General features: G+C 64.9%; 20 protein-coding genes. 13 read left to right on the forward strand and 7 right to left on the reverse strand.

The annotated features are described in order from the left end of the window. Positions 1-191: 191 nt before the first annotated feature. The gene (gene sohB / locus QMX96_RS21045; protein WP_054915449.1) at positions 192-1,208 is read left to right on the forward strand and encodes a protease SohB; all 1,017 of its coding nucleotides are present in this window, start codon (positions 192-194) and stop codon (positions 1,206-1,208) included. A gap of 69 nt (positions 1,209-1,277) precedes the next feature. Continuing rightward, a complete protein-coding gene (locus QMX96_RS21050) occupies positions 1,278-6,200 on the forward strand; it encodes an NEL-type E3 ubiquitin ligase domain-containing protein (protein ID WP_282362337.1) in 4,923 nt (1,640 codons plus the stop codon). A 53-nt stretch (positions 6,201-6,253) separates the two neighbouring features. Here the strand turns inward: QMX96_RS21050 and QMX96_RS21055 are convergent, their stop codons facing one another. Next, on the reverse strand, positions 6,254-6,748 hold the full coding sequence (locus QMX96_RS21055) for a DUF934 domain-containing protein (RefSeq protein WP_043859917.1): 495 nt from the start codon (positions 6,746-6,748) through the stop codon (positions 6,254-6,256). Next, on the reverse strand, positions 6,732-8,390 hold the full coding sequence (locus QMX96_RS21060) for a nitrite/sulfite reductase (RefSeq protein WP_043859916.1): 1,659 nt from the start codon (positions 8,388-8,390) through the stop codon (positions 6,732-6,734). The genes QMX96_RS21055 and QMX96_RS21060 overlap by 17 nt, the downstream gene beginning before the upstream one ends. Before the next feature lie 228 nt (positions 8,391-8,618). Here QMX96_RS21060 and QMX96_RS21065 point away from each other — a divergent pair, with 228 nt between their 5' ends. Continuing rightward, positions 8,619-9,701 (forward strand): ABC transporter substrate-binding protein, encoded by a 1,083-nt coding sequence (locus QMX96_RS21065; RefSeq protein WP_058541135.1) that lies wholly within the window; start codon positions 8,619-8,621, stop codon positions 9,699-9,701. Between the two features lie 272 nt (positions 9,702-9,973). On the opposite strand, the gene QMX96_RS21070 is transcribed toward QMX96_RS21065, so the two are convergent. Continuing rightward, on the reverse strand, positions 9,974-10,186 hold the full coding sequence (locus QMX96_RS21070; RefSeq protein ID WP_054915446.1) for a hypothetical protein: 213 nt from the start codon (positions 10,184-10,186) through the stop codon (positions 9,974-9,976). Between the two features lie 10 nt (positions 10,187-10,196). Continuing rightward, on the reverse strand, positions 10,197-11,624 hold the full coding sequence (gene ccoN, locus QMX96_RS21075) for a cytochrome-c oxidase, cbb3-type subunit I (RefSeq protein ID WP_043863022.1): 1,428 nt from the start codon (positions 11,622-11,624) through the stop codon (positions 10,197-10,199). A gap of 452 nt (positions 11,625-12,076) precedes the next feature. On the opposite strand from ccoN, the gene QMX96_RS21080 reads away from it, so the two are divergent. The 7 genes from QMX96_RS21080 to QMX96_RS21110 all read left to right on the forward strand — a co-directional run bounded on the left by QMX96_RS21080 (position 12,077) and on the right by QMX96_RS21110 (position 20,154). Then, positions 12,077-13,693, forward strand: coding sequence for a phosphopantetheine-binding protein (locus QMX96_RS21080; RefSeq protein WP_054915445.1), 1,617 nt, complete (start codon positions 12,077-12,079; stop codon positions 13,691-13,693). After that, the gene (locus QMX96_RS21085; RefSeq protein WP_052504287.1) at positions 13,680-15,257 is read left to right on the forward strand and encodes a class I adenylate-forming enzyme family protein; all 1,578 of its coding nucleotides are present in this window, start codon (positions 13,680-13,682) and stop codon (positions 15,255-15,257) included. Before QMX96_RS21080 ends, QMX96_RS21085 begins: the two co-directional genes overlap by 14 nt. A 58-nt stretch (positions 15,258-15,315) precedes the next feature. Then, entirely contained in the window at positions 15,316-16,242 is a 927-nt protein-coding gene (locus tag QMX96_RS21090; protein WP_043863019.1) for an alpha/beta hydrolase, read from the forward strand. A 12-nt stretch (positions 16,243-16,254) separates the two neighbouring features. Beyond that, positions 16,255-16,941, forward strand: a complete 687-nt coding sequence (rpe, locus tag QMX96_RS21095) for a ribulose-phosphate 3-epimerase (RefSeq protein WP_043863018.1) — start codon at positions 16,255-16,257, stop codon at positions 16,939-16,941. Positions 16,942-16,968: 27 nt separating this feature from the next. Beyond that, positions 16,969-18,054, forward strand: coding sequence for a uroporphyrinogen decarboxylase (gene hemE / locus QMX96_RS21100; protein ID WP_054915444.1), 1,086 nt, complete (start codon positions 16,969-16,971; stop codon positions 18,052-18,054). Beyond that, positions 18,047-18,475, forward strand: coding sequence for a MarR family transcriptional regulator (locus QMX96_RS21105; protein ID WP_043863016.1), 429 nt, complete (start codon positions 18,047-18,049; stop codon positions 18,473-18,475). Before hemE ends, QMX96_RS21105 begins: the two co-directional genes overlap by 8 nt. Before the next feature lie 179 nt (positions 18,476-18,654). Continuing rightward, positions 18,655-20,154, forward strand: coding sequence for an aldehyde dehydrogenase family protein (locus QMX96_RS21110; RefSeq protein ID WP_282362338.1), 1,500 nt, complete (start codon positions 18,655-18,657; stop codon positions 20,152-20,154). A gap of 23 nt (positions 20,155-20,177) precedes the next feature. On the opposite strand, the gene feaR is transcribed toward QMX96_RS21110, so the two are convergent. From feaR to paaY, 3 genes are all read right to left on the reverse strand, one after another. Next, positions 20,178-21,086: a transcriptional regulator FeaR gene (gene feaR, locus QMX96_RS21115; RefSeq protein ID WP_043863014.1), complete on the reverse strand. Its 909-nt coding sequence runs from the start codon at positions 21,084-21,086 to the stop codon at positions 20,178-20,180. Positions 21,087-21,152: 66 nt separating this feature from the next. Continuing rightward, positions 21,153-22,076 carry a phenylacetic acid degradation operon negative regulatory protein PaaX gene (gene paaX, locus QMX96_RS21120; RefSeq protein WP_054915441.1) on the reverse strand — a complete coding sequence of 308 codons (924 nt, stop codon included), beginning with the start codon at positions 22,074-22,076 and terminating at the stop codon, positions 21,153-21,155. Between the two features lie 73 nt (positions 22,077-22,149). Further along, positions 22,150-22,746, reverse strand: coding sequence for a phenylacetic acid degradation protein PaaY (gene paaY, locus QMX96_RS21125; RefSeq protein ID WP_043863012.1), 597 nt, complete (start codon positions 22,744-22,746; stop codon positions 22,150-22,152). 261 nt (positions 22,747-23,007) lie between these two features. On the opposite strand from paaY, the gene paaF reads away from it, so the two are divergent. From paaF to QMX96_RS21140, 3 genes are all read left to right on the forward strand, one after another. Continuing rightward, on the forward strand, positions 23,008-23,781 hold the full coding sequence (gene paaF / locus QMX96_RS21130) for a 2,3-dehydroadipyl-CoA hydratase PaaF (RefSeq protein ID WP_054915468.1): 774 nt from the start codon (positions 23,008-23,010) through the stop codon (positions 23,779-23,781). A gap of 44 nt (positions 23,782-23,825) precedes the next feature. Beyond that, positions 23,826-24,617, forward strand: coding sequence for a 2-(1,2-epoxy-1,2-dihydrophenyl)acetyl-CoA isomerase PaaG (gene paaG, locus QMX96_RS21135; protein WP_043863010.1), 792 nt, complete (start codon positions 23,826-23,828; stop codon positions 24,615-24,617). Positions 24,618-24,619: 2 nt separating this feature from the next. Continuing rightward, positions 24,620-24,859: 3-hydroxyacyl-CoA dehydrogenase NAD-binding domain-containing protein (locus QMX96_RS21140; RefSeq protein WP_282362339.1), on the forward strand; the 240-nt coding region annotated here is incomplete at its 3' end.

The raw sequence follows: 24,859 nt of genomic DNA on the forward strand, positions 1-24,859 counted from the left end.
TGCCTGGAGTGAAGGTTCTGGCGAGGGTAGGTGGCCGATGGCGGCCTGTCAACGAAAAAACATACAAGCGTTTGAAAAGGTCGTTTGAACTGCGTTTCGGGGCGTTGCCCACGCTGGTGGAGGCGTGGCCGCGCCGGTATGCTTGGGCCACGTTTGGCGCCGTACGGGCGCAGACATGTTAAGGAGCTACTGTGGATTTTCTTGCTGAATACGCCAGCTTTCTGGCCAAGACCGCGACCCTGGTGATCGCGCTCCTGGTGGTGTTGTCGGCCATTGCCGGGTTGCGCGGCAAGGGCCGGCGCAAGGCCGGGGGGCAGTTGCATGTGACTCGCCTCAACGATTTCTACAAGGACCTGCGCGAGCGCCTGGAGTCGGGTCTGCTCGACAAGGCCCAGCTCAAGGCCCTGCGCAAGCAGCAGGCCAAGCGCGACAAGCAGCAGAAGAAAAAGCCCGAGGACAAGCCGCGGGTGTTCGTGCTGGATTTCGACGGCGACATCAAGGCCTCGGCCACCGAGAGCCTGCGCAATGAAATCACCGCGCTGCTGACCCTCGCCACGCCCAAGGACGAAGTGGTACTGCGCCTTGAAAGCGGTGGCGGCATGGTGCACAGCTACGGCCTGGCCTCCTCGCAGCTGGCGCGTATCCGCCAGGCCGGCGTGCCGCTGACGGTGTGCATCGACAAGGTGGCGGCCAGCGGCGGCTACATGATGGCCTGCATCGGTGACAGGATCGTCAGTGCGCCCTTCGCCATTCTGGGCTCCATCGGGGTGGTGGCGCAGTTGCCCAACGTCAACCGCCTGCTGAAAAAGCACGATGTAGACTTCGAGGTGTTCACGGCGGGTGAGTACAAGCGCACCGTGACCGTGTTTGGCGAAAACACCGAGAAGGGCCGCGAGAAGTTCCAGGAAGACCTGGACGTGACTCATCAGCTGTTCAAGGATTTCGTCTCGCGTTACCGCCCGCAGTTGCACATCGATGAGGTGGCCACCGGCGAGGTCTGGCTGGGTGTGGCGGCATTGAACAAGCAACTGGTGGACGAGCTGCGCACCAGTGACGAATACCTGAGCGAACGCGCTCGCGATTCGAACCTGTATCACCTGCATTTTGCCGAACGCAAGAGCCTGCAGGAGCGCGTTGGCCTGGCTGCCAGCGCCTCCATCGAGAACACCCTGGTGGGCTTGTGGAGCCGTCTGGGCCGCTGGCGCTGAGCAATATGTAGCACTTCACCTGCGTCATGATGGGGTCTGCTTGGGGTTCAATCTACCCCGAGGACCATCATGACCACTCCCACCGATTCCACCGACACCTATGTCACCCCGGGGCCGCACGGCCCCTTCATCCATCAGCGCATGCCTGACTGGCTCAAGCACTCCACCCCTGCAAGTTTCGCGGCCCTGAGCCGGCCCTGGGGTGCCGAACAGCACCAGGGCGCAGGGGATGCGCCGGCGCCCTGGTTCAGCAATGCCCGCGAGGACCAGCGCCAGGCACTGCTCGCCTGCCAGCAGCACGCCCGCGCCTGCGCCGACGCGTTGGCGCGTACCCTGCGCCCCCTCAAAGGCATCGTCGAGTTCGCCGAGCCGCTGCTCAAGGCCAGGCTCAAGCGCGACTTGCAGCGCGACGACGACGTCAACACCCACGAATTCGTGCACGTTACCCACGACACCGAACTGCTGGGTGCGCTGGTGCGCGTGGTGCCCAGGCGCCAGAGCCTGCTGCAGGCGGCGCTGCAGAACTTTGCCCGGGATGCCGAATTCGACGCCGGTACGGCCCTGGCGGCCAAGGGCGCATTTTCCATGGCTCTGGTACCTGGCAGCGAGCACGCGCCGCGCTATCGCTACGTTTACAGCAGCAAGCTGGCGGTGGCCCCGCGCGACTTTGCCCGTGTGTGCCATGAGCTGGACCTGGGCAAGCAGTACCAGGACCACCTGGCTGCAGTGTACGAGGCGCCGGCCACCCATGATCGGGTTCGCCGGCAGTCCATCGAGGCCTACAAGGCGCGCCTGCGCGTGCGCACCTGGATTGCGGCGATGAAGGGCGAGATTGGCGAGGCTGCCCGCAGCGCCTTGCTCGGCTGGCTCGATGGCACCGGTGCCGCCCAGTACAACGGCAAGCCCCTGGTGTTCAGCACCCTGGAAATGTTCGGCATTGGCTTGTCCGGTATCTGGGTGGCCAGTGCCGACCGCCTGCTCAGCGAGCAGACCGAGCCTGTGCTGGTGTATGTGCCTGGCGCGCCCCTGTACCCGCTCAAGGAATACCCGAGCATCGAGGCGTTCAAGCGCGACCTGCGCATCAACCTGATTTCGCCGGCCTATCAGCAGGCCATGCGCGCGTGTGTGGCCCGGGCCGATGAAGAGCGCTTCTTCGGGCTGCTGGAAAGCAATCTGTTTCACCTGGTCGATGGCCAGCACGGGCTGCTGGAGCGCCAGCCCAACCTGGAGGCGGACCTGTACCTGCGTGAACACCGTGTGGAAGATGACCTGTTCGAGTTGCAGCATCGACGCCTGATCGAGAAGGCCAAGGCTGATGCGCGGCACCTGGCCGTGCCCAGTGCCGACGCGGACGAAGCGGCCCGCGAGGCGCGCCTGGCGTACTGGGAAAGCATCGGTCTGAACGTGCTCAACAGCGCCGCCTTCTTCGTACCCGGGCTGGGGGAGGTGATGGCGGTGGTGGCGGCCGGCCAGTTGATCGGGGAGGTGGTCGAGGGCATCGAGGACTGGGAGGTGGGTGATCGCGAGCTGGCCATGGCGCACCTGCAGTCGGTGGCACTGAACATTGCATTCGCCGTGGGCCTGGGGCTTGCCCTCAAGCCGTTGGCCGTCGGGCCGGGCAGCGAGTTGCTGGAAGGCACAGTCCAGATCAGGCTGGCCAACGGGCAGTACCGGCTGTGGAAGCCGCAGCTGGAGCCCTATGCCGCGGATGTCGATCTGTCGGGGGTCGTGCCGGACCTTCAGGGGCGCTACAGCGTGGGCGACAAGACCTACATTCGTGTGCAGGGCCGCGCCTACGAGGTGGTCGGCACCGAAGCGGGCCAGTACCAGGTCCGCCATCCTCGCGATGACGCCTACCAGCCGCCGGTGGTGCACAACGGCGCCGGGGCCTGGCGCCTCGAGGCCGAAGACCCGCAGCAGTGGGAAGGCCTGACGTTGTGGCGGCGCCTGGGCCATCTGGTGGACGGCATGGGTGACGAGGACCTGCTGAACATGGCCGCCATCACCGGCATCGACGAGGCCCGCCTGCGCCGCCTGCACAGCAACAACGAGCCTTTGCCGGCGTTGCTCGGCGACAGCCTGGTGCGCTGGCAGATGAGCCGCAGGGTGGCGGATGTGATTGCGGCCATGCGCGACGGGCAACCACTGGCCACCGAGCTCGATGCCTTGCCCCTGGCCTTGCTCACACGCATGCCGGGTTGGCCGGCCGGTGTGCTGGTGCGGGTGATGGAGGACGGGCAGCTGGTCAAGGAGTACGGTACGCCGCTGAGCGCCGACAACCGGACCCTGTCGATCACGCGCCAGGAACTGGTCGACGGTCGCTTCCTGACAACGCTGCTGCAGGGCTTGACCGAACAGGAAGAGAAGGCCCTGTTCGGCCCCTACCTGGCCAGGACCGAGGCTGGTCGCCTGACGCAATTGCGTGAAGCCTATGCCCGTTACGCCAGCGTCAACCGCAGCCAGGTGTTCGACAGCCTCTACCGCGCCGACCCGGTGCAGGAGGTGGCGGGCATGGCGGTGGTACGCAAGCAGTTTGCCGGGCTGGCGTGGCGGCAGGCCAGAGAGCTGGTCGAGAGTGCCAGCGTCAGCGAGCGAGCGCAGCTCACCGCCAACCCGCCGCGGGTGCCGTTGCGCCTGGCCGAACAGGCCCGCTGGCTGGCGGAGCAGGCGCGCGTGGTGCGTGCCCGTGAGGGCCTCTACCTGGGCTACACCGATCGCCTGGACTGCCTGAAGGTTGCCATGGACCAGTTGCAGGCCTTGCCGGGTTGGTCTGGCGATGTGCTGTTGCAGGTACGTGAGGGCAGCCCGTGGGGCGATGAGCTCAAGGCGGTCGGGCGCAGCACGGCCACCGGCACCAAGCGTATTCTCGCGCGGCTGGACGAAGGCTATCAGGCCTATGACAGCGAGCATAACGCGCTGGGCGGGGTGGAGCCGTTGTGCGCCGCCATGCTGCATGCGCTGCCCGACAGCGAGCGCGTGCTGCTGGGCCTGAACATCAACCAGGCCGACGCGTTGCGCCTGATGTTGGCCGAGAATGCCGCCAAGGATACGGCTGCGGTGCGTAGCAGCATCGGCGTGCGTCCGCGCACGCGCTGGTTCAAGCCGCCAATGCGCATGCTCGATGGCCAGATCGGTTATCCGCTCAGTGGCCGGCGCCCGTTTGGCAGGCCGCAGACGCCGGTGCAGCGGGCCCGGGCGCTGTACCCCGACCTGGCGGTGGACGAGGTGCAGGCCTTTTTGCAGGAGCTAGGTGAGGGGCTCAGTGAGGAGGAGCTGCTGGTCAAGCTTGAGGGGCGTCGCCAGGAACTGTTCAAGCTGATCGATGAGCTGACCGCCTGGCGCAACGATCAGTCCGTGAGTTTCGCCACCCGTCGCCACCGGGAGGTGGCGGCCGATCGCATCGAGCGTTGCTGGCGGCGCCAGACCAGCCCGGTGGTAACCTTTGAAGGGCGAACCGTCGGCTACACCCTCAACCTGTCGGAGACGCGCCTTGACGGTCTGCCGATTCTGAGTGCCGATTTCAGCCATGTGGCGTCGCTGTTCATGCGCGACATGCAGTTGAGTGAGTTGCCCGAGGCCTTTATCGAGCAGTTTGCCAATACGCGCTGGCTCAACCTTTCCAACAACCTGTTCAGCACCCTGCCTGCCGCGCTGGAAGCCATACCGCGCATCACCCGGCTGACGTTCAGCTACAACAGCCTGGTCATGGATGCTGCTGCCAATGCGGTGCTGGCCAAACTGGTTCGCCTGAGAATCCTCAACCTGGACCATAACCCGTTGATAACCGCGCCCGATGTTTCGACCCTGGTCGACCTGCGCGGGCTCAGGCTGCAGCACACGGGCATCAGTACCTGGCCGACCGGCCTGATGGACCTTGACATGCTCGAAGAGGTCGACCTGCGCGCCAACAACATTCAGGTGGTGCCGCAGGACGTGCTGGCGCCCTCAGCCGAGCGTGTCGATCGGGTGTTGAGGATCAATCGGGTCACCAGCCTGCACGGCAACCCGATCGATGCCGACAGCCAGGTCAGGCTGACGGTCTATCGTCAGCGCACGCGTATCAGCTTTGGCGTGACGCCGAACCTGCGCGTCCATTTTGCGCCCGAGCCGATGGCTGCTGGTGCCACGGCCTGGCTTGCCGGTGCAGATGCGGTGCAGGCGGCCGAACTGCAGGCGATGTGGGATGCGCTCAAGGCCGAACCGGGCACCGGCGAACTGTTCCGGCTGTTCGATGACCTGGGGGAGACGTCCGATTTTCGCGAGACCTACGACGACCTCAAGCAGCGGGTGTGGGCGCTGATCAAGGCAGTGAGCGCCAACATGGCGCTGCGCGAGGAGGTACTGCAGACCCTGGACAGCGTGCGCAATTGTGGCGATGCGGTGATCCTGGTGTTCAGCCAGCTTGAGGTGCAGGTGCTGATCAACCAGGCCCTGGCGCTGGGTACCCAGCTGGGTGCCGAGTGGTCACTGATGAAGCTGGCGCGCGGGCTGTATCGTCTGGAGCAGGTCGAGCTGATTGCCCGGCGGGTCATCGATGCACGTGTGCGTGCTGGCACGGTGGTGGACGAGGTCGAAGTGCGACTGGCTTACCGTACCGCGCTGACCGAGCCGCTCGAACTGCCGGGGCAGCCCAACACCATGCGCTACCGAGCCACTGCCCAGGTCAGCGATGCCGATATCAAGGCTGCGCAGAAGGAGATCGAAGAGGGCGAGACGCCGGCAGTGCTCAAGGCTTCGATTGCCCAGCGCGACTTCTGGGTCAGTTACCTGAAGGTGCAGTATGCCGAGCGCTACCAGCGCATCGCCAAGCCGCTGCACGCCCGCATGGAGGCCTTGCAGGCAGATGCCGATGCCGGGCACATCACCGAAGCGGCGTACCTGCGCCAGAGCCACGTACTGCAAGCCAACCTGGCCAAGGAGGAGAAAAAGTTGCTGGAGACGCTGACGGCAGAAATCTGGAACAGCGTGCCTGACCAGGTCACCCGGTTGTAAATTCGACGCCACAAAAAAAGGCCCCGCAAGGGGCCTTTTTCATGGGGCGGTGTTCAGCGTCGACGGAACAGCGGCTGCGGCTCGTCGGTGGCGGCCTGGTAGGTCACCGAGAAGTCCTGCAGGCTCTGCAGCGCTTCGACCGGGTCCTTGTCGGCCCGCAGGGCGAAGGCGTCGAAACCGCAACGCTTCATGTAGAACAGCTGGTCGCGCAGCACGTCGCCGATGGCACGCAGCTCGCCGGTGAACTTGTAGCGGTCACGCAGCAGGCGCGCATTGGAGTAGTTGCGCCCGTCGGTGAAGGCCGGGAAGTTCAACGCGATGACCTGGAAGCTGGCCACGTCATCGCCGATTTCCTCGGCTTCCTCGTCGGCATCCAGCCACACGCCCAGGCCGCCGTCGCGGGCCTTGAGGGCATGGGCGTGCTCGCGCCACAGGTGCAGCGGCACGATGTAGTCGTCGCAGTTGGTCAGTTCGTCCAGGGTGACGTCCTTGGGCAGCAGGTGCCAGGTTTCGTCGACGATCTGGTTGCCCTTAATGATTCGCTGCATAGACGCGCTCCTTGAAAGGGTCGATGCCAATACGTTGGTAGGTGTCGATGAAGCGCTCGTCTTCAGTACGTTTCTCGACGTACACATCGATCAGCTTCTCGATCACGTCCGGCATGTCGTCCTGGGCGAACGAGGGGCCGAGGATCTTGCCCAGGCTGGCGTCGCGGCTGGCGCTGCCCCCCAGGGACACCTGGTAGAACTCCTCGCCCTTCTTGTCCACCCCGAGAATGCCGATATGGCCGACGTGGTGGTGGCCGCAGGCGTTCATGCAGCCGGAGATGTTCAGGTCCAGTTCGCCGATGTCGAACAGGTAGTCCAGGTCGTCGAAGCGGCGCTGGATGGATTCGGCGATCGGGATCGACTTGGCGTTGGCCAGCGAGCAGAAGTCGCCACCCGGGCAGCAGATGATGTCGGTCAGCAGGCCGATGTTCGGCGTGGCGAAGCCGTTTTCACGCAGCTCCAGCCACAGCGCGTGCAGCTGGCGCTGCTCGACGTCGGCCAGGATGATGTTCTGCTCGTGGGAGGTGCGCAACTGGCCGAAGCTGTAGCGTTCGGCAAGGTCGGCCACCGCGTCCAGCTGCTTGTCGGTCAGGTCGCCCGGCGCCACGCCGGTCGGCTTGAGCGACAGGGTAACGGCCACATAGCCCGGCTTCTTGTGCGCCAGGGTATTGCGCGTGCGCCAGCGGGCGAAGCCGGGGTGCTGCTGGTCGAGCTCGGCCAGCTGGCTGTCGAGGTTGTCCAGCGCCAGGTAGTCGGGGTCGACGAAGTGCTTGGCCACGCGATGCACTTCGGCATCGGTCAGGGTGGTGCTGCCGCCGCGCAGGTGCTCCATTTCGGCGTCGACCTTCTGGGCGAACACCTCCGGCGTGAGGGCCTTGACCAGGATCTTGATGCGCGCCTTGTACTTGTTGTCACGGCGACCGTAACGGTTGTACACGCGCAGGATCGCGTCCAGGTAGCTGAGCAGGTCCTGCCAGGGCAGAAATTCGTTGATGAAGGCGCCCACCACCGGGGTACGGCCCAGGCCGCCGCCGACCAGCACGCGAAAGCCCAGTTCGCCGGCCGCGTTGTGCACCGGCTCCAGGCCGATGTCGTGCACTTCGATGGCCGCACGGTCGCTGGCCGAGCCATTGATGGCGATCTTGAACTTGCGCGGCAGGTACGCGAACTCGGGGTGGAAGGTGGTCCACTGACGCACGATTTCACACCATGGGCGCGGGTCGATCACTTCGTCGGCGGCAACGCCGGCGAACTGGTCGGTGGTGACGTTGCGCAGGCAGTTGCCGCTGGTCTGGATCGCGTGCATCTGCACCGTGGCCAGCTCGGCGAGGATCTCGGGGATGTCCTCCAGGGCTGGCCAGTTGTACTGCACGTTCTGCCGGGTACTGATGTGCGCGTAGCCTTTGTCGTAGTCGCGAGCGATTTTGGCCAGCATCCGGGTCTGGCGCGACGTCAGCTGGCCGTAGGGCACGGCTACCCGCAACATCGGGGCAAAACGTTGAATATAGAGGCCATTTTGCAGGCGCAGGGGGCGGAACTCTTCTTCGCTCAGCTCACCGGCCAGGTAGCGTCGGGTCTGGTCTCGGAACTGCTTGACGCGGTCCTCGATGATCCGCTGATCGTACTCGTCGTATACGTACATAGGGGTCCTGTTCTCAGGCTGCTTGCAGCTAATCGCGCGCACGGCCGCGCACTCCGGGGCGGAGCCGAGGCAAGATAGCAGTTTGCGTTTATGCGCAAAAGTGATGTTTTTGCATATGAAAAGAACTATATGGACTAAGTGAGACTGGCTAGCGTTTGGCTGTCACCTGAGCGTTGCCCGTGCCGTCGCGGTTATACTCGGCGCTTTGCGTTGCAGGAGCGTACTCGAATGCTCAAGGCCTTGTGCCTGTCGGTGTGGCTGGGCCTGTCGCTGGTGAGTGGCGCCCAGGCGGCCTCGGTGGTGTTTCTCAATCCGGGCAATGCCGACGAGACCTTCTGGGTCAGTTACTCGCGTTTCATGCAAGGCGCCGCGCAGAACCTGGGCATGTCCCTGCGAGTCGAGTACAGCGGGCGTGATCGCCAGCGTGTGCTGCATCAGGCGCGACAGGCGCTTCAGGGGCCGCAGCGGCCGGACTACCTGGTGCTGGTCAACGAGCAGTACGTGGCGCCGGAGATCATCCGCCTGTCGCGCGGCAGCGGGGTCAGGCTGTTTCTGGTCAACAACGGCCTGACAGTCGACCAGGCGCGGCAGGTGCACGAGTATCCGGACCGTTATCCGCCGGTCCTCGGCACCCTGACCGGCAACGACGAGGAGGCCGGCTACCGCATGCTCAAGACGCTGGTCGAGCAGTTGCCGCCCGCTGCCCTAGAGCAGGGCGTGGACCTGCTGGCGTTCTCGGGGTTGAAGCACACCCCGGCAGCGCAGTTGCGTGAGCAGGGCATGCACCGGGCGTTGGCCGAGTTGCCCGGCGTGCACCTGCGCCAGCTGGTGTATGGGGAATGGAGTCGCCAGCGCGCCTATGAGCAGGCGCAGTTGCTGGGTGCGCGTTATCCGCGTACGCAGCTGGTGTGGTCGGCCAATGACGAGATGGCGTTCGGCGCGATGCAGGCATTCGAGGAGGCCGGGCGGGTGCCGGGCCGGGATGTGCTGTTCAGTGCGGTGAACAGTTCGCCGCAGGCCCTGCAGGCGCGAATCGAGGGTCGATTGAGCGTGTTGATGGGCGGGCACTTTTCTCTGGGCGGGTGGGCCATGGTGCTGCTGCACGATGATGCGCAGGGCGTGCCGATCGGTCAGTTGCTCGCCCGGCCGCGGCCGGTGCCGGTGCTTCAGCTGATCGATGCGGTCAAGGCACGGCGCTGGCTCACGCTTGAACAGCAGGGCGACTATGGGCTGGATTTCAAGGGGTTCAGCGCCGTTGGCAAGGCGCCAGGGTATCGATACCCGTTCCTGAAGGACGCGATGGACTACTAACCGACGAGCTGTACAAAAACCCTGCTTGAGCAAAGGGCATTGCTGGACTTAACTGCATCAGGTGCAGTGCATTCCCATAACCACAACAAGAGGCAATGCAATGGGAAATCCAAGCAAGGCAAGCAAGCCGGACAGCAGTGTCGATGCGTGGGCGATACTCTGCCTGATTGTACTGGTGGTCGTGACGGCGGTTTACTGGGTCAGTCACCAATAGGCCAAGCCGCAAGAGCGAATCAACCCGCTCTTGCGGACATGCCGGTACAGCACCACCCTCAAGCCTTCAGCAAAGCCTCCGGTGCCTCGGCAGGCACCGGTCGCCCGATGGCCTGCTCGACCCGGCGCGCCACCACCGGGTCATCGGCAAAGGGTATGAGGCTTGCCTGGTCATCCACCTGGTCGCTATGGCGCCTCAGGCAGGCGCTGGTGATCAGGTAGAAGAACACCAGTCCGGTCACGCAATACAACCCATATGCCCAGCCGTTCATTCGCTGCCCCTTACGCCATCTGCGCGTTGTCCAGTGCCAGTTTCGGGTCTGCCACGCGTACCGTGCGCCAGGTGTTCCAGGCCATCAGCAGCATCCCGCTCAGGAAGCACACGCCACCGACGAAGCGCACGATGAAGCCCGGGTGGCTGGCCACCAGTGCCTCCACGAACGAGTAGGTGAGGGTGCCGTCGTCGTTGATGGCGCGCCACATCAGGCCCTGGGTGATGCCGTTGACCCACATCGAGGCGATGTACAGCACGGTACCGATGGTGGCCAGCCAGAAGTGCAGGTTGATCAGCCCGATGCTGTACATCTTCTCGCGGCCGAACACCTTGGGAATCATGTGGTACAGCGCGCCGAAGGTGATCATCGCCACCCAGCCCAGCGCACCCGCATGCACGTGGCCGATGGTCCAGTCGGTGTAGTGCGACAGGGCGTTGACGGTCTTGATCGCCATCATCGGGCCTTCGAAGGTCGACATGCCGTAGAACGCCAGCGACAGCACCAGGAAACGCAGGATCGGGTCGCTGCGCAGCTTATGCCAGGCGCCCGAGAGGGTCATCATGCCGTTGATCATGCCGCCCCAGCTCGGGGCCAGCAGGATGATCGACATCGCCATGCCCAGCGACTGCGCCCAGTCGGGCAGGGCGGTGTAGTGCAGGTGGTGCGGGCCTGCCCAGATGTACAGGGTGATCAGCGCCCAGAAGTGCACGATCGACAGGCGGTAGGAGTACACCGGCTTGCCGACCTGCTTGGGCACGAAGTAGTACATCATCCCCAGGAAGCCGGTGGTCAGGAAGAAGCCCACCGCGTTGTGGCCGTACCACCACTGCACCATCGCATCGGTGGCCCCCGCGTACACCGGGTAGGACTTGAACCAGCTGACCGGAATCGACAGGTGGTTGACCACGTGCAGCATCGCGATGACCACGATGAAGGCCCCGAAGAACCAGTTGCCGACATAGATGTGCGTGCCCTTGCGGCGCAGCAGGGTGCCGAAGAACACCACGCCATAGGCCACCCACACGATTGCCATCCACACCGCGCCGGTGAATTCGATCTCGGCGTATTCCTTGGTGGTGGTAAGGCCCAGGGGCAGGCTCAGCAGCATGATCACGATGGTCGCCTGCCAGCCCCAGAAGGTGAAGGCGGTCAGCCAGTCGCTGTAGAGGCGTACCTGGCAGGTGCGCTGCACCGCGTAGTAGCTGGCGGCAAATTGCGCGCTGCCGGCGAAACCGAAGATCACCAGGCTGGTGTGCAGGGGGCGCAGGCGGCCGAAGGTGGTCCAGGGCAGGTCCAGGTTGAGCTCCGGCCAGACCAGTTGCGAGGCGATCCATACGCCCATGGCCATGCCGACGATGCCCCACACCACCGTCATGACCACGAACTGCCGGACCACCTTGTAGTTGTAGGCCTGTGCCTGTTGATGAGTACTCATGGCTGTTTATCCGCGTTTCCTTCCTAGCCCACCCCCCGACGGGACGAGCACAGGCGCTGACTCTAGAAAGCCTGCCGCAGACAAAACAGACTCAGAAACAGGCCTTATATACGGATCAGATAAAAGCCCTGTATTCATTGGGCAAAAGCGCTACTGATCTGTAACAGGTGCGACATTTGAACGCTGTTATGCGGCCTAAATCGCCGTCAACGGGGTGACCATCGGCCGCAGCCAGGGTTCATTGGAATTATCTTGACATCACCGCGAAACGCAGTAGAGAATTTCACAAACTTTGCGCGCAAAGTTTTTGCAGGCAGGGGCTTTCTGTCGTTGTTGCAGGCGTTGCGCGATCCGATACGACACTTAACGCGCCAGGGCTAACGGGACGACGCAGGTGCGCATCCCGCGCACGCATTCGGCACCGGAAAATATAATAACGAAGGGAGCAACAGATGAAGCTTTCCAAAGAATTGGTCCTCCAGGCAAAGGCGACATTCGGTACGCCTACCTACCTGTATGACGAGGCGGTGCTGCGCAGCAGTTTCAATGAACTGCGCGACGCCTTGCCCGACTGCGTGGATATCTTCTACGCGCTCAAGGTCAATCCGAATCTGTCGCTGGTGAAGCTGATCCGTTCGTACGGCGGCAACACCGAGGTCTGTTCGCTGGGCGAGCTGGAAATCGCCCTGAAGGCGGGCGTTGCACCCCAGGACATCATTTTCCTGGGCCCCTACAAGAAGCCCGAGGAACACCGCCGGGCGCTGGAAGTGGGGGTGTTCGCCATCGTCGTCGAATCCGAAACCGAACTGCGCGCGCTCTCTGCCCTGGCCGGCTCGCTGGGCTGTACCGCACCGGTGGCCATTCGCATCAATCCCAATTTCTCGGCCTCGGGCTCGCCCTGGAAGATGGGCGGGCGCCCGACCCACTTCGGTATCGAGGAAGACACCGCAGTGGCCAATTTCGGCCAGTACCTGGCGCTGCCCAACCTGCATATCAAGGGCATTCACGTCTACAACGGCACCAAGATCCTCGACGCCCAGTCGGTGTATGACAATGCCAGCTACATCCTCGACCTGTACCGCAACCTCACCCTTCGCTACGACCTGGACCTGAGCATGGTCGACGTCGGCGGCGGCCTGGGCATCAAGTACTACGAGAACGAAAAGGAACTCGACACCCGTCAGCTCAAGCAGCTGCTGGCGCCGCTGTTCGACAGTTTCCATCGCCAGTTCCCGCGTACCCGCATCATCGTCGAGTCCGGCCGTTTCGTGGCCGGCAAATGCGGCGCGCTGCTGGTCACCGTCGACAACATCAAGCACAACCACGGCAAGACCTTCGCCGTGACCGACGGCGGCACCAACTGCCACGGTGCCGCGGCGGGCAGCGGCCAGGTGCTCAAGCGCAATTTTCGCATCGTGCACGCCACCGGCAGCAATGGCGCGCCGCTGCGCGAGTACCATATCTCCGGCCCGCTGTGCAGCCCCGACGACCTGCTGGGGCGTGACGTGCGCATCGAGACCCTGAGCGAAGGCGACCTGCTGGCGGTGACGGCCTCCGGTGCCTATGGCCCCACGGCCTCGCCCACCCTGTTCCACAGCCATGGTCACCCGGCCGAGGTGATCGTCAGCCACGGCCGCCTGTTCCTGGCCAGGGCCCGTCAGACCGCACTGGAGATCCGCGACAGCCACGCCGACGTGGCGCTGGACGACATGCTCGCCGCCCCGGCCAGCGCACCTGCTGCCAGCAGCGCACCGGGCGTGACGGCCAGCGGCGCCACGCAGGCGCAACTGATCGAGATCCTGCGGGTGGTGCTCAAGCTGCCAGCCAGTACCGAGGTGCGTGCCGACTCGCACCTGCGTGACCACCTGGGGCTCGACTCGCTCACCTCGATGGAGCTGCTGGTCAGCCTGGAGGACGAGATCGAAGGCTTCTTCGTCAACCCCGACACCATTGCCCCCGGGCACTTCAATACCGTGACGACGCTGGCGCAGTACATCGACGCCAACCGCCAGAACGCCCCCGAAACCGCCTCGCAAGGCCAGCCAGAGGTACAGTATGAGCCGGTCTAGCGTGCTCCTGCAGCAGGTACTGGAGGCCAGCAACGGCCTGTACCCGCGCAAGGCGGCAGTCATCTATGCCGATGAAACCTACACCTATGCCGACCTCGACGATTCCAGTTCGCGGCTGGCCTCGGGCTTGCAGGCCTGTGGCCTGCAGCGTCAGGAACGGGTGGTGCTGTGCCTGGGCAACCGGGTAGAAACCATCTGTGCCTTCTGGGGTGTGCTCAAGGCCGGTGGCGTGGTGGTCAATGTCGGCCTGGAGACCCACGCCGAGGGCCTTGACTACATCGTGCGGGACGCCGAGGCCTCGGTGCTGATCACCACCTCGGAGAAGTTCGCCAGCCTGTCGGTGGACACCCCGAGCCTGCCGTACCTGCGCACCATCGTGCTGCTGGACGGCGAGGCCGACTCGGCGCTGACACGCACCTTCGAGGGTGTGCTGATGCAGGGCAACGGAGCTCCGGTGCCTTGCGGCACGCTGGACCTGGACCTGGCCGCGATCATCTATACCTCCGGGTCCACCGGCGAGCCCAAGGGCGTGATGCTGACCCATCGCAACATGCTCGCGGCGCTGTCGTCGCTGCACACCTACCTGGGCTACAACGACAGCGACCACGTGCTCTGCTCGTTGCCGCTGTCGTTCGACTATGGCCTGTACCAGATGATCATGGCGCTGAGCGCGGGCGCCACCCTGGTACTGGAAAAGGAATTCACCTGGCCGATCTTCCTGATCAAGAAGATCCGCCAGTACCAGATCACGGTCATCCCGTTCGTGCCCACCATGCTCATGCTGCTGCATGAGTACGCGAGCAAGCGCAACGCCAGTTTCGAGCACGTGCGCATGGTCACCAATACCGGCGCGGCGCTCAAGCCGCCGCACATTGCGCAGATGAAGGCGCTGTTTCCGCAGGCGCAGATCTTCTCCATGTACGGCCTGACCGAGTGCAAGCGCTGCACCTACCTGCCGCCAGAGGACATCGACAGCAAGCCGGGCAGCGTCGGCATCGCCATTCCCAACACCGAGTTGTGGCTGATCGACGAGCACGGCCAGCGCATCGACCAGGCCCACCAGGTGGGCCAGTTGGTGATTCGCGGCGCCACGGTCATGGCCGGCTACTGGCGCAACCCGCAGGCCACGGCGAAAAAGCTCAAGCCAGGCCCCTATCCCGGGGAGAGCGTGCTGCATACCGGCGACTACTGCCACCTGGACGAAGACGGCTACCTGTATTTCGAAGGCCGGATGGACCACGTGATCAAGTCCCGCGGCATGAAGGTCAGCCCGGCGGAAGTGGAAGACTTCTTCTATGCCATGGCAGGCATCGACGCGGCAGCGGTGGTCGGTGTCGAGGATGCTGCGGCCGGCGAAGGGCTGTGGGCTTTCGTGACCTTGAGCCAGGGCGTCACGCTCAGCGCCGAGCAGTTGCTCGAACGCTGCCGCGCCGGGCTCGAGCCGCACAAGGTGCCACTGGCAATCAGTATCGAGCTCACCTTGCCGCGCACCGCCAACGGCAAGTTCGACCTCAAGCAGTTGCAACACACGGCACGCTCGGCGCAGCTGGCGGCCGCCGGCTGACAGGCGCTGCGGGTGTTGCCCGTTACCTCGAAACAGTGCTTACGCAGGGAGTATCTACATGCGTCTTGGCAATAAAGGCAGGGACCAGACCCTGGACGTCAACGGGCAGACGTTTGCCCTGCGGGTCTGGGGCGAGGAGGGGGCTCATCCGGTATTGGCCGTGCATGGCTGGCTGGACAACGCCGCCTCGTTCGAACAGGTGGCGCCGTACCTGAAGGATTGCTTCGTGGTGGCACCGGACCTCGCCGGGCACGGACGCTCGGACCATCGGCGTGCCGACAGTGGCTACTATCTGTGGGAACATGCCGACGACATGAATACCCTGGTCGAGTGCATGGGCTGGAAGCGCTTTTCGGTGATCGGCCATTCCATGGGCAGCGGCATCGCGTCGATCCTGGGGGCGATGAACAAGTCCATCGACAGCATGATCTTCCTCGATGGCATGGGCGCTCCGTTCACCATCGCCGAAGAAGACACCGTGGAGCACCTGAAGAAGGCCCATCGCCTGATGCGCCTGGCCCTGCGCACCCGCCTGCATGGGTTCTCGGCCCCCGACAGCGTGCAGTTCAGCAGCGTCGAGGCGGCGGTCAACGAGCGGCGCAACAGTATCGACGGCCTGCTCTCGCCGGCCTCGGCACGCCTGCTGGCCATGCGCGACCTGCTCAGCGTGGGGGATGGCTACCGCTGGCGTCACGACCCGCGGCTGGTGCTGCCCGAACCGATGCAGCTGACCGAGCGTCAGGCCTGCGACTTCCTGCGCCAGATCAGTTGCCCGCTGCATGTGATGCTCGGGCGCCAGGGCCTGTTTGCCGGCCCGGAATTCGACAAGCGCAAAAAAGCGTTGCCCTGGGCCAGCCGTGTGCACTGGCATGATGGCGGGCACCATTTTCATCTCGAAGCGGCAAGTGACAGCCTGATCGCACAGATCAACACCGCCCTTGCGCAAAACGAGCAGGGCCCGGTGCGACGAATAGCCAATGAGTAACGGAGTAGGCGTGTGAAAGAGTTCTGGATTGCCCCGTCGATGCTGGCGGCCGATTTTGCCCGGTTGGGCGAGGAAGCCGAGCGGGTTCTGGCTGCCGGTGCCGACGTCATCCACATCGACGTGATGGACAACCACTACGTACCCAACCTGACCATGGGGCCGCAGTTCTGCAAGGCCCTGCGCAGCTACGGCATCACCGCGCCGCTGGATGTGCACCTGATGGTCACCCCCGTGGACCCGATGATCCAGGCATTTGCCGAGGCGGGTGCCGACTACATCTCGATTCACCCCGAGGCCACCGTTCACCTGGACCGCTCCCTGCAACTGATCAAGGATCTGGGGTGCAAGGCGGGCCTGGCCTTCAATCCGGCCACAGGGCTGGAGGAATGCAAGTATGTGTTCGACAAGCTCGACCTGTTGTTGCTGATGTCGGTCAACCCCGGCTTCGGCGGGCAGTCGTTCATCCCGGCGGTCTTGCCCAAGATCGAAGCAGCGCGCAAGCTGATCGATGCCAGTGGCCGTGACATCCGCCTGGAAGTGGATGGCGGGGTCAACCTTCACACCATCGGCCAGGTCGCTGCGGCCGGTGCCGACATGTTCGTGGCCGGTACGGCGATCTTTTCCCAGCCCGATTACCGCGCCACGCTCCACGCCTTGCGCAGCACGATTGCCGATGCCGCCCCGCGGCGCCAGTCATGAGCTGTGCAGTGAATTTCGCGAACCAGCATGAGTTACCCGTCCTTGCACAATAATACGTTTATCAAGGCCTTGCTGCGCCAACCCACGGCGCATACGCCTGTCTGGCTGATGCGCCAGGCCGGCCGCTACCTGCCCGAGCATCGTGCCCTGCGTGCCAGGGCCGGCTCGTACCTGGACCTGGTGAAGAACCCGGACCTGGCCACCGAGGCCAGCCTGCAACCGCTGCGCCGTTTCAGCCTGGACGCCGCCGTGGTGTTCGCCGACATGCTCAGCCTGCCCGACGCCATGGGGCTGGGCCTGTACTGCGTGAACGGCGATGGCCCGCGCTTTCGTCACCCCTTGCGTGACGAGGCGGCCATCGAGCGCCTGCGCGTACCCGAACCCGAGGCGCTGGAGCACACCTACCAGACCCTTGCCCAGGTGCGTCACGAACTGGAGGGCAAGGTGCCGGTGGTGGGCTTTGCCGCAAGCCCCTGGACCCTGGCCTGCTACATGGTCGAGGGTGGCCCGCCGGGCGACTGCCAGTTGATCAAGAAGATGCTCTACCGTCGCCCGGAACTGCTGCACCGGTTGCTCAAGGTGCTCGGTCACGCGGTGGCTGCCGACCTCAATGCACAGATCGAGTCCGGCGCCCAGGCGGTGATGCTGGTGGACAGCTTCGGCGGTGTGCTGGCCGACGCTGCCTATCGGCGTTTCTCCCTGTATTACCTGCGTGAAGTGCTGGCGCGCCTGCACAAGACCCAGCATGGCGTGCGCATTCCCTCCATCGTGCATACCCGTGGTGGCGCCCAGTGGCTCAGCCCGCTGGCCGACAGCGGCGCCGATGCGCTGGGCCTGGACTGGACGTGTGACCTGGCGCTGGCACGCCAGCTGGTGGGCAACTGCGTGGCGCTGCAGGGCAACCTCGACCCGGCCGTGCTGCTGGCAGACGAGGCGAGCATTCGCCGCGAGGTGCGACGCACCCTGCAGACGTTCGGACCACCGGCGGCCGGTTTCGGCCACGTGTTCAACCTGGGGCAGGGCATTTCGCCGGCCACTTCGCCAGAGGCGGTTGCAGTACTGGTCGACGCGGTGCATCACTACAGCCGCGTCGCGGGAGGTGTGCATGCTTGACCCGACGTTCGACTTCGACAAGATGCTGTGTTTCTCGCTGTATTCGACAGCCAACGCCATGGTTCGGGACTATGCCGAACCGCTCAAGCGCCGTGGCGTCACCTACCCGCAACTGCTGGTGATGGCCGGGTTGTGGGGCAAGGATGATGTGTCGATCAGCGCCTTGAGCGAGCTCACCCTGTTCGACCTGGGCACGTTGACGCCAATCGTCAAGCGCCTGGCGGATGCGGGGTTCATCACCGTGTACCTGGACCCCAGCGACCGACGCCGGCGCAACCTGCTGCTGACCGACAAGGGCCGTGAGCTCAAGGCCGAGGCGGCGCAGGTGTTCAGCAACATGGCGTGCAAGATCGACCTGGGCGAGGGCGAGGTGGAGCAGGTGCTCAACGTGTGCCACCGGATCCGTACCCGCCTGCGCTGACCCGCACCCATTCGCCGGCAAGGCCTGCTCCTGTAGGAGCCAGCCTTGCTGGCGAACAGCCACACCACCCACCACATTGGCACACTCGCCAACCACCCTGGCAGCCAGCGAAACATCCCGCCTGCGGCGGCGCCATACACTCTCCTGGGATGTTCCCAACCATAACAAAAGGAGTGTTCATGACTGCCGGCACCGTACCCCTGCTAGCCAGTGTCCAGCGTTTTCTCGGACGCCAACACGGCCTGTACATCAATGGCGGCTGGCGGCCGTCCACCTCCAGCCAGACCCTTACCGTCTTCAACCCGGCCAACGGCCAACCCATTGCCGTGACCCCCGATGCCAGCGCCGAGGATGTCGACCAGGCCGTGCAATCGGCGCATCGGGCATTCGTCAGTGGCGTGTGGGCGCGCCGCGCCCCGGCCGAGCGCGAGCGTATCCTGCTGCGCTACGCCGATTTGCTCGAACAGCACGGTGAAGAGCTGGCCCAGCTCGAAACCCTGGAACAAGGCAAGTCGATCAACATCGCCCGCGCCTTCGAAGTCGGCAGTACCCTGAACTGGATGCGCTACACCGCCGGCCTCACCACCAAGATCTGCGGGCGCACCCTGGATGTGTCGATCCCGGTGCCCGAAGGTGCCCGCTACACCGCCTATACGCGCAAGGAGCCGGTCGGCGTGGTGGCTGGCATCGTGCCGTGGAACTTCCCGCTGATGATCGGCATGTGGAAGGTGATGCCCGCCCTGGCGGCCGGCTGCTCGATCGTCATCAAGCCCTCCGAGATCACCCCGTTGACCCTGATGCGCATGGCCGAGCTGGCCACCGAGGCCGGCATCCCGGACGGCGTGTTCAACCTGATCACCGGCAGCGGCAGCGTATGCGGCAGCGCCCTCACCAGCCACCCGCGGGTGGCGAAGATCAGCTTTACCGGCTCTACCGCCACCGGCAAGCACATTGCCCGTTCGGCGGTCGATCGCCTGACGCGCCTGTCACTGGAGCTGGGTGGCAAGAACCCGGCCATCGTGCTGGCCGACGCCGATCCGCAGCAGGTGATCGAAGGCCTGATGATGGGCAGCTTCCTCAACCAGGGGCAGGTGTGCGCTGCCAGTTCGCGTATCTATGTCGAGGCGCCGCTGTTCGACCGCCTGGCAGCGGACTTCGAGCAGGCGATCAAGAGGCTGAGCGTAGGCCCGGGCCTGGACCCCAGCGCGCAGATCAACGCCCTGGCTTCCGGCGCGCACCAGCAGTCGGTGCAGGCCTATCTGGCCGATGCCCGCGAGCAGGGCGCGCAGATCATCAGCGGTGCCAGCGCGCCGGATGCCAATGGCTACTACGTCAGCCCGTCATTGATCCTCAACCCCGACGACAACCTGCGCCTGACCCGCAGCGAAGTGTTCGGCCCGGTGCTGAGCCTGACCCGCGTGGCCGATGTGGAAGAAGCGCTGGCCCGCGCCAACGACAGCGACTATGGCCTGACCGCCAGCCTGTGGACCACCAGCCTCAAGTCGGCCATGGACCTCACCCCGCGCATCGAGGCCGGCACCGTGTGGGTCAACAGCCACACCCTGATCGATGCCAACATGCCGTTTGGCGGCTTCAAGCAATCCGGTACCGGGCGTGATTTCGGCGTCGACTGGCTGGACGCCTTCACCGAGACCAAGTCGGTGTGCATCCGCCACTGAGGCGGCTGGCAGGCCGCAGGCGCTCAGCTGTAGCGCTTGCGGTACTCGCCGGGCGACACGCCGAAGCGCTGCTTGAACGCGGTGGTGAAGTAGCTGCTGTTGGAGAAGCCCCAGGTGTACCCCAGCGCCGACAGCTTGAGGGTCGACTGCGGGTTGCGCAGGGTTTCGGCGCAGATGTCCAGGCGCCGGTTCTTGATGTACTGCGCGATCACCAGGCCCTTCTTGGCGAACACCCGGTACAGCCCGCGCATCGACACGCCGATGTCGCGCGCGATCATCTCCGGGCACAGCGCCTCGTCGGCAATGTGCGTCTCGATCAGCGCCAGGCTTTTGCGAAAGATGCGTTCATGCGGGTCGGGGTTGCTGTCGCTGCCGCACAGTGCCGGGCGCATCAGGCTGATCAGCGCATCGATCACCGCTTCGCTTTCGGCCAGGCTCACCTCGTCCAGCTGGGTCGAGGACAACAGCATCTGCTGGGCGAGCAGGGCGACCGGCGAGCCGGCCGGGATCTTGCGCCCGATCTCCACCGGGGTGAAGCGCAGCAGCTGGTCGACCCGGTCGTGGGGCAGTATCAGCGAGATCTGCTGGGAGGCATCGCCAAAGGTGAAGTCGCTGGGGCGTGCACTGTCGATCAGCAGGATGTCCCCCGGCATCAGCACTTCGCGGGCGTCGTCCTGGGCCATGTTGGCCATGCCCTTGAGCTGGAACACCGCAAAGTACTTGTGTTCGCTGCTGCGCTGCACCTCGCGCGGCGTGCGCAGCAGCCGCGCGTGAGAGCTGCTCACGTGACTGAAGCGCAGGGCGCCCAGCTGGCGGGGGCGAATCTCACCGCTGAACGCATCCCCCAGCGCGGCACCGTCGAACTCGCCGCAGGCATGGTTGATGTCGGCCAGCCATTGCTGGAAGTGCTGCTGGGCAGTAGCGGTATTCATGGGTCACACCTCACACCTGGCATTGTTGTTAGGGTGCATGTGATGGCTGGGGGCACGCGCTGCAGGTTAGCGCAGCCCGCCGAAGCGCCGGTAGAAGTTTTCGCTGGCATCGGGCAGCGGGCCGTCTGCGGTTTCCATCGCACTGCTCAGCCACTGTTCGGCCGGGGCACAGGTCAGTCGGTACAGGTTGCGGCACAGCTGGCGTGCGGCGCGGCCCTCCCAGTCGCCCGGCAGCAGTTCGTCGGGCAGGTGCGGGTCGCGCAGCAGCAGCTTGCGGTACTCGTGAATCAGCAACAGGCGCACCATGAAGCAGTCCATCGGCTGCAGGCTGTCCTGCTCGCGCAGCGCCTGCCACACCGGGCGAAACAGCTGGATGAACTCGCTGTACTGCGCCCCCAGTTCCTCGATACGCCAGCTTTCGCGCACCTGGGCACGCAAGGCGCGGGAGGCCATCACGTCCTGGCCGGTGGTCTCGAACAGGATGGTGTCTTCCAGCGCGTCCAGGTCCAGCAGGGTGGCGTTGATGTCGGTGCGGTCGGCCCGCGGGCTGGCCAGCACCACCGGCGAGATGGCGCCAAAGCCCTGCCATTCGAGCTCTTCGCGCACCTGCTTGCGCTTGTCGGCAGACAGCTGGGTGAGCATCGCCAGGTGCCAGGAGCCATCCCACTGCGGCACCACCGAGCTGTACACCCGCTTGAAGGCCTTGTCGAAACGCCGCCGCCCGGCACCGGTGAGGCTGTAGTAGCTGCGCCGGCCGACCTTTTCGGCGGTCAGCCAGCCTTCCTTGGTCAGGCGGAACATCGAGGTGCGGATCAGCCGCTCGTTGATGCCGAAGGGCTCGAGCAACTGGATCAGGCTGCCCAGCCACACGGTGCCGCCGTGGGGTTCGATGGCATCGCCATACAGGGTGACGATCAGCGAACTGGCACGGATCGGGATCTGTTCCTGGAAGCGGGTGACGAGCTGATTGAGGGGCGCGAGCGACGACATGGAGGATCCGCTGGGTGAAACCCCGGAATATAACTGCCGTTTGTCCTTCAAGGCCAGCGTTGCCGCCGGCACTTCAGGCCGTGTGGTTTTTCGGGCGGAACGTACTGTCGCTGACACGTCTGCGGTCCTGTTCGGGTTGGCTCAAGGGGCTGCATTCCACCATCTGCTCCAGGCAGCGCCGGGTCAGTGCGTGGTACTCGCCCGTGCCGCCCTGCTTCCAGTGCACTTCAGCGTCGCTCAGGCTGCGTTTTACCTGGGCCGGCGAGCCCACCACCAGCGAGCGGGGCGGGCAGTCGAAGCCGGCCTTGACGAAGGCGGTGGCACCGACGATCGAGCAGGCACCGATCACGGCGCCGTCCATGACCACCGCATTCATGCCCACCAGCGCATCGGCACCGATGCGGCAGCCGTGCAGCACGGCGCCGTGGCCCACGTGCCCGTTGCGCTCGATCACCGTGTCGCTGTCGGGGAAGCCGTGCATCACGCAGGTGTCCTGCAGGTTGGCGCCCTGTTCGAGAATGATGCGTCCGAAATCGCCGCGCAGGCTGGCCAGCGGGCCTACATAGCAGTCGGGGCCGACGATCACGTCGCCAATCAGCACCGCCGAAGGGTGCACGTAGGCGCTGGGGTCGATGACCGGGGTGATTCCGCCAAGGCTGTAGCAGGTCATGTCGGTTTCCTGTGGACGGGGATGACAGCGAATATAACGTATTGTTACTTGTTTGCAATGCTTCGATGTATCGCTTCTTGGCGCTTTACTCGCGATAAACGCAGTGTTTGCTGGGTTTGTTTGGCACGCATGGAAAATAAATAGACACAGACAAGTCGCGGTAATGTTGATTTTGTGTATCGTATTGTGGCTATACTCTGCCGCAATCGGCCTCGACCCAACAATAACAGCCAGCCTCGACTGGCCCGTGCGGTGACCGTCATGCCTGACACCCTGTTGCTTGATAACTCCCACGCCGGCATCTGCCTGGTGACGCTGCACCGCCCCGAGGTGCTCAATGCCCTCAACACCCGCCTGCTCGGCGAGCTGGCAGCCGAACTCGAGCGCCTGGAGCGTGACGACAGCTGCCGCGCCGTGGTGCTCACCGGCAGCCGCAAGGCGTTTGCCGCCGGCGCCGACATCAACGAGATGGCCGAGCGCGATGCGGTGGGCATCCTCAACGACCCGCGTGTTGCCTGTTGGCAGCAGATCAGCCGCTTCAGCAAGCCCCTGGTGGCGGCCGTCAACGGCTTTGCCCTGGGCGGTGGCTGCGAGCTGGCGATGCACGCCGACATCATCGTGGCGGGCGTGGATGCGCGTTTCGGCCAGCCGGAAATCAACCTGGGCATCATGCCTGGCGCCGGCGGCACCCAGCGTCTGCTGCGCGCGGTGGGCAAGTCCATGGCCATGCAGATGGTGCTCACCGGCGAGCCCATCGATGCGCGCACCGCGCAACAGGCCGGCCTGGTCAGCGAAATCACCCAACCCGAATTCACCGTCGAGCGCGCGGTGCAGATCGCCCAGGCCATCGCGCGCAAGGCCCCGCTGGCCGTGCGCCTGGCCAAGGAATCGCTGCTCAAGGCCATGGACACCGACCTTGCCAGCGGCCTGCGTTTCGAGCGCCACGCCTTCACCGTGCTGGCCGCCACCGATGACCGGCGCGAGGGCATCAGTGCCTTTCGCGAAAAACGCGCACCGGTGTTCACCGGCCGCTGAGTGCGCCGGCCCCTTTTACTTCAACCTTGCGAGCGGTACTGGTCATGACCTTCGAGCACATTCTTTTCGACATAGACGACGGCGTGGCCTTTCTGCGCCTGAACCGTCCCGAGCAACTCAACAGCTTCAACGCGCAGATGCACGCCGAAGTGAAGGAGGCACTCAAGCAGGTACGCGCCAATGCCCAGGTGCGTGTGCTGCTGCTTACCGGTGAGGGGCGCGGCTTCTGTGCCGGGCAGGACCTGTCCGACCGCAACGTCGCGCCCGGTGCGCAGATGCCCGACCTGGGCGAGTCCATCGAAAAATTCTACAACCCGCTGATTCGCGCCCTGCGCGATTTGCCGCTGCCGGTGATCTGCGCGGTCAATGGCGTGGCCGCCGGCGCCGGGGCGAACATCCCGCTGGCCTGCGACCTGGTGCTGGCGGCGCGTTCGGCCAGCTTCATCCAGGCGTTCTGCAAACTCGGCCTGGTGCCCGACTCGGGCGGTACCTGGTTCCTGCCGCGGCTGGTCGGCGTGGCGCGGGCCAAGGCCCTGGCGCTGCTGGGCAACAAGCTGTCGGCCGAGCAGGCCGAGCAGTGGGGGCTGATCTACCGCTGTGTCGACGACGAGGCCCTGCGCGACGAGGCCCTGGGCCTGGCGCGACAGCTGGCGACACAGCCCACCTCGGGCCTGGCACTGATCAAGCGCGGGCTCAATGCCAGCCTGGACAACAGCCTTGACCAGCAACTGGACCTGGAGCGCGACCTGCAACGCCTGGCCGGGCGCAGCGAGGACTACCGCGAGGGCGTGGCCGCCTTCATGGCCAAGCGCGCCCCCGTGTTCAAGGGGTGCTGAGCATGAGCGCACTGGACACAAGCGTTGTGGTGGCGGTGATCGGTGCCGGGGCCATGGGCGCCGGCATTGCCCAGGTGGCGGCGCAGGCCGGGCATCCGGTGCTGCTGCACGACAGCCGCCCGGGGGCGGCGAGCGCGGCCATCGAGGGGCTGGGTGTGCAACTGGGCAAGCGGGTGGAGAAGGGCAAGCTCGACCCCGCGCAGCGCGAGGCCACCCTGGCGCGCCTGCACGCGGTGCAGGCG

The organism is Pseudomonas sp. PS01300, from assembly GCF_029960155.1.
Lineage (GTDB): Bacteria > Pseudomonadota > Gammaproteobacteria > Pseudomonadales > Pseudomonadaceae > Aquipseudomonas > Aquipseudomonas palmensis.

Excerpts from the sequence above, each read along its gene's own strand:
- QMX96_RS21110 (WP_282362338.1), top strand. The coding sequence starts at position 18,655 with ATGACTGCCGGCACCGTACCCCTGCTAGCCAGTGTCCAGCGTTTTCTC.
- hemE (WP_054915444.1), top strand. The coding sequence starts at position 16,969 with ATGAGTTACCCGTCCTTGCACAATAATACGTTTATCAAGGCCTTGCTG.
- QMX96_RS21060 (WP_043859916.1), bottom strand. The coding sequence starts at position 8,390 with ATGTACGTATACGACGAGTACGATCAGCGGATCATCGAGGACCGCGTC.
- QMX96_RS21065 (WP_058541135.1), top strand. The coding sequence starts at position 8,619 with ATGCTCAAGGCCTTGTGCCTGTCGGTGTGGCTGGGCCTGTCGCTGGTG.
- paaF (WP_054915468.1), top strand. The coding sequence starts at position 23,008 with ATGCCTGACACCCTGTTGCTTGATAACTCCCACGCCGGCATCTGCCTG.
- feaR (WP_043863014.1), bottom strand. The coding sequence starts at position 21,086 with ATGAATACCGCTACTGCCCAGCAGCACTTCCAGCAATGGCTGGCCGAC.
- paaX (WP_054915441.1), bottom strand. The coding sequence starts at position 22,076 with ATGTCGTCGCTCGCGCCCCTCAATCAGCTCGTCACCCGCTTCCAGGAA.
- QMX96_RS21080 (WP_054915445.1), top strand. The coding sequence starts at position 12,077 with ATGAAGCTTTCCAAAGAATTGGTCCTCCAGGCAAAGGCGACATTCGGT.
- paaY (WP_043863012.1), bottom strand. The coding sequence starts at position 22,746 with ATGACCTGCTACAGCCTTGGCGGAATCACCCCGGTCATCGACCCCAGC.
- ccoN (WP_043863022.1), bottom strand. The coding sequence starts at position 11,624 with ATGAGTACTCATCAACAGGCACAGGCCTACAACTACAAGGTGGTCCGG.
- QMX96_RS21070 (WP_054915446.1), bottom strand. The coding sequence starts at position 10,186 with ATGAACGGCTGGGCATATGGGTTGTATTGCGTGACCGGACTGGTGTTC.
- QMX96_RS21090 (WP_043863019.1), top strand. The coding sequence starts at position 15,316 with ATGCGTCTTGGCAATAAAGGCAGGGACCAGACCCTGGACGTCAACGGG.
- QMX96_RS21055 (WP_043859917.1), bottom strand. The coding sequence starts at position 6,748 with ATGCAGCGAATCATTAAGGGCAACCAGATCGTCGACGAAACCTGGCAC.
- paaG (WP_043863010.1), top strand. The coding sequence starts at position 23,826 with ATGACCTTCGAGCACATTCTTTTCGACATAGACGACGGCGTGGCCTTT.
- QMX96_RS21105 (WP_043863016.1), top strand. The coding sequence starts at position 18,047 with ATGCTTGACCCGACGTTCGACTTCGACAAGATGCTGTGTTTCTCGCTG.
- QMX96_RS21085 (WP_052504287.1), top strand. The coding sequence starts at position 13,680 with ATGAGCCGGTCTAGCGTGCTCCTGCAGCAGGTACTGGAGGCCAGCAAC.
- QMX96_RS21050 (WP_282362337.1), top strand. The coding sequence starts at position 1,278 with ATGACCACTCCCACCGATTCCACCGACACCTATGTCACCCCGGGGCCG.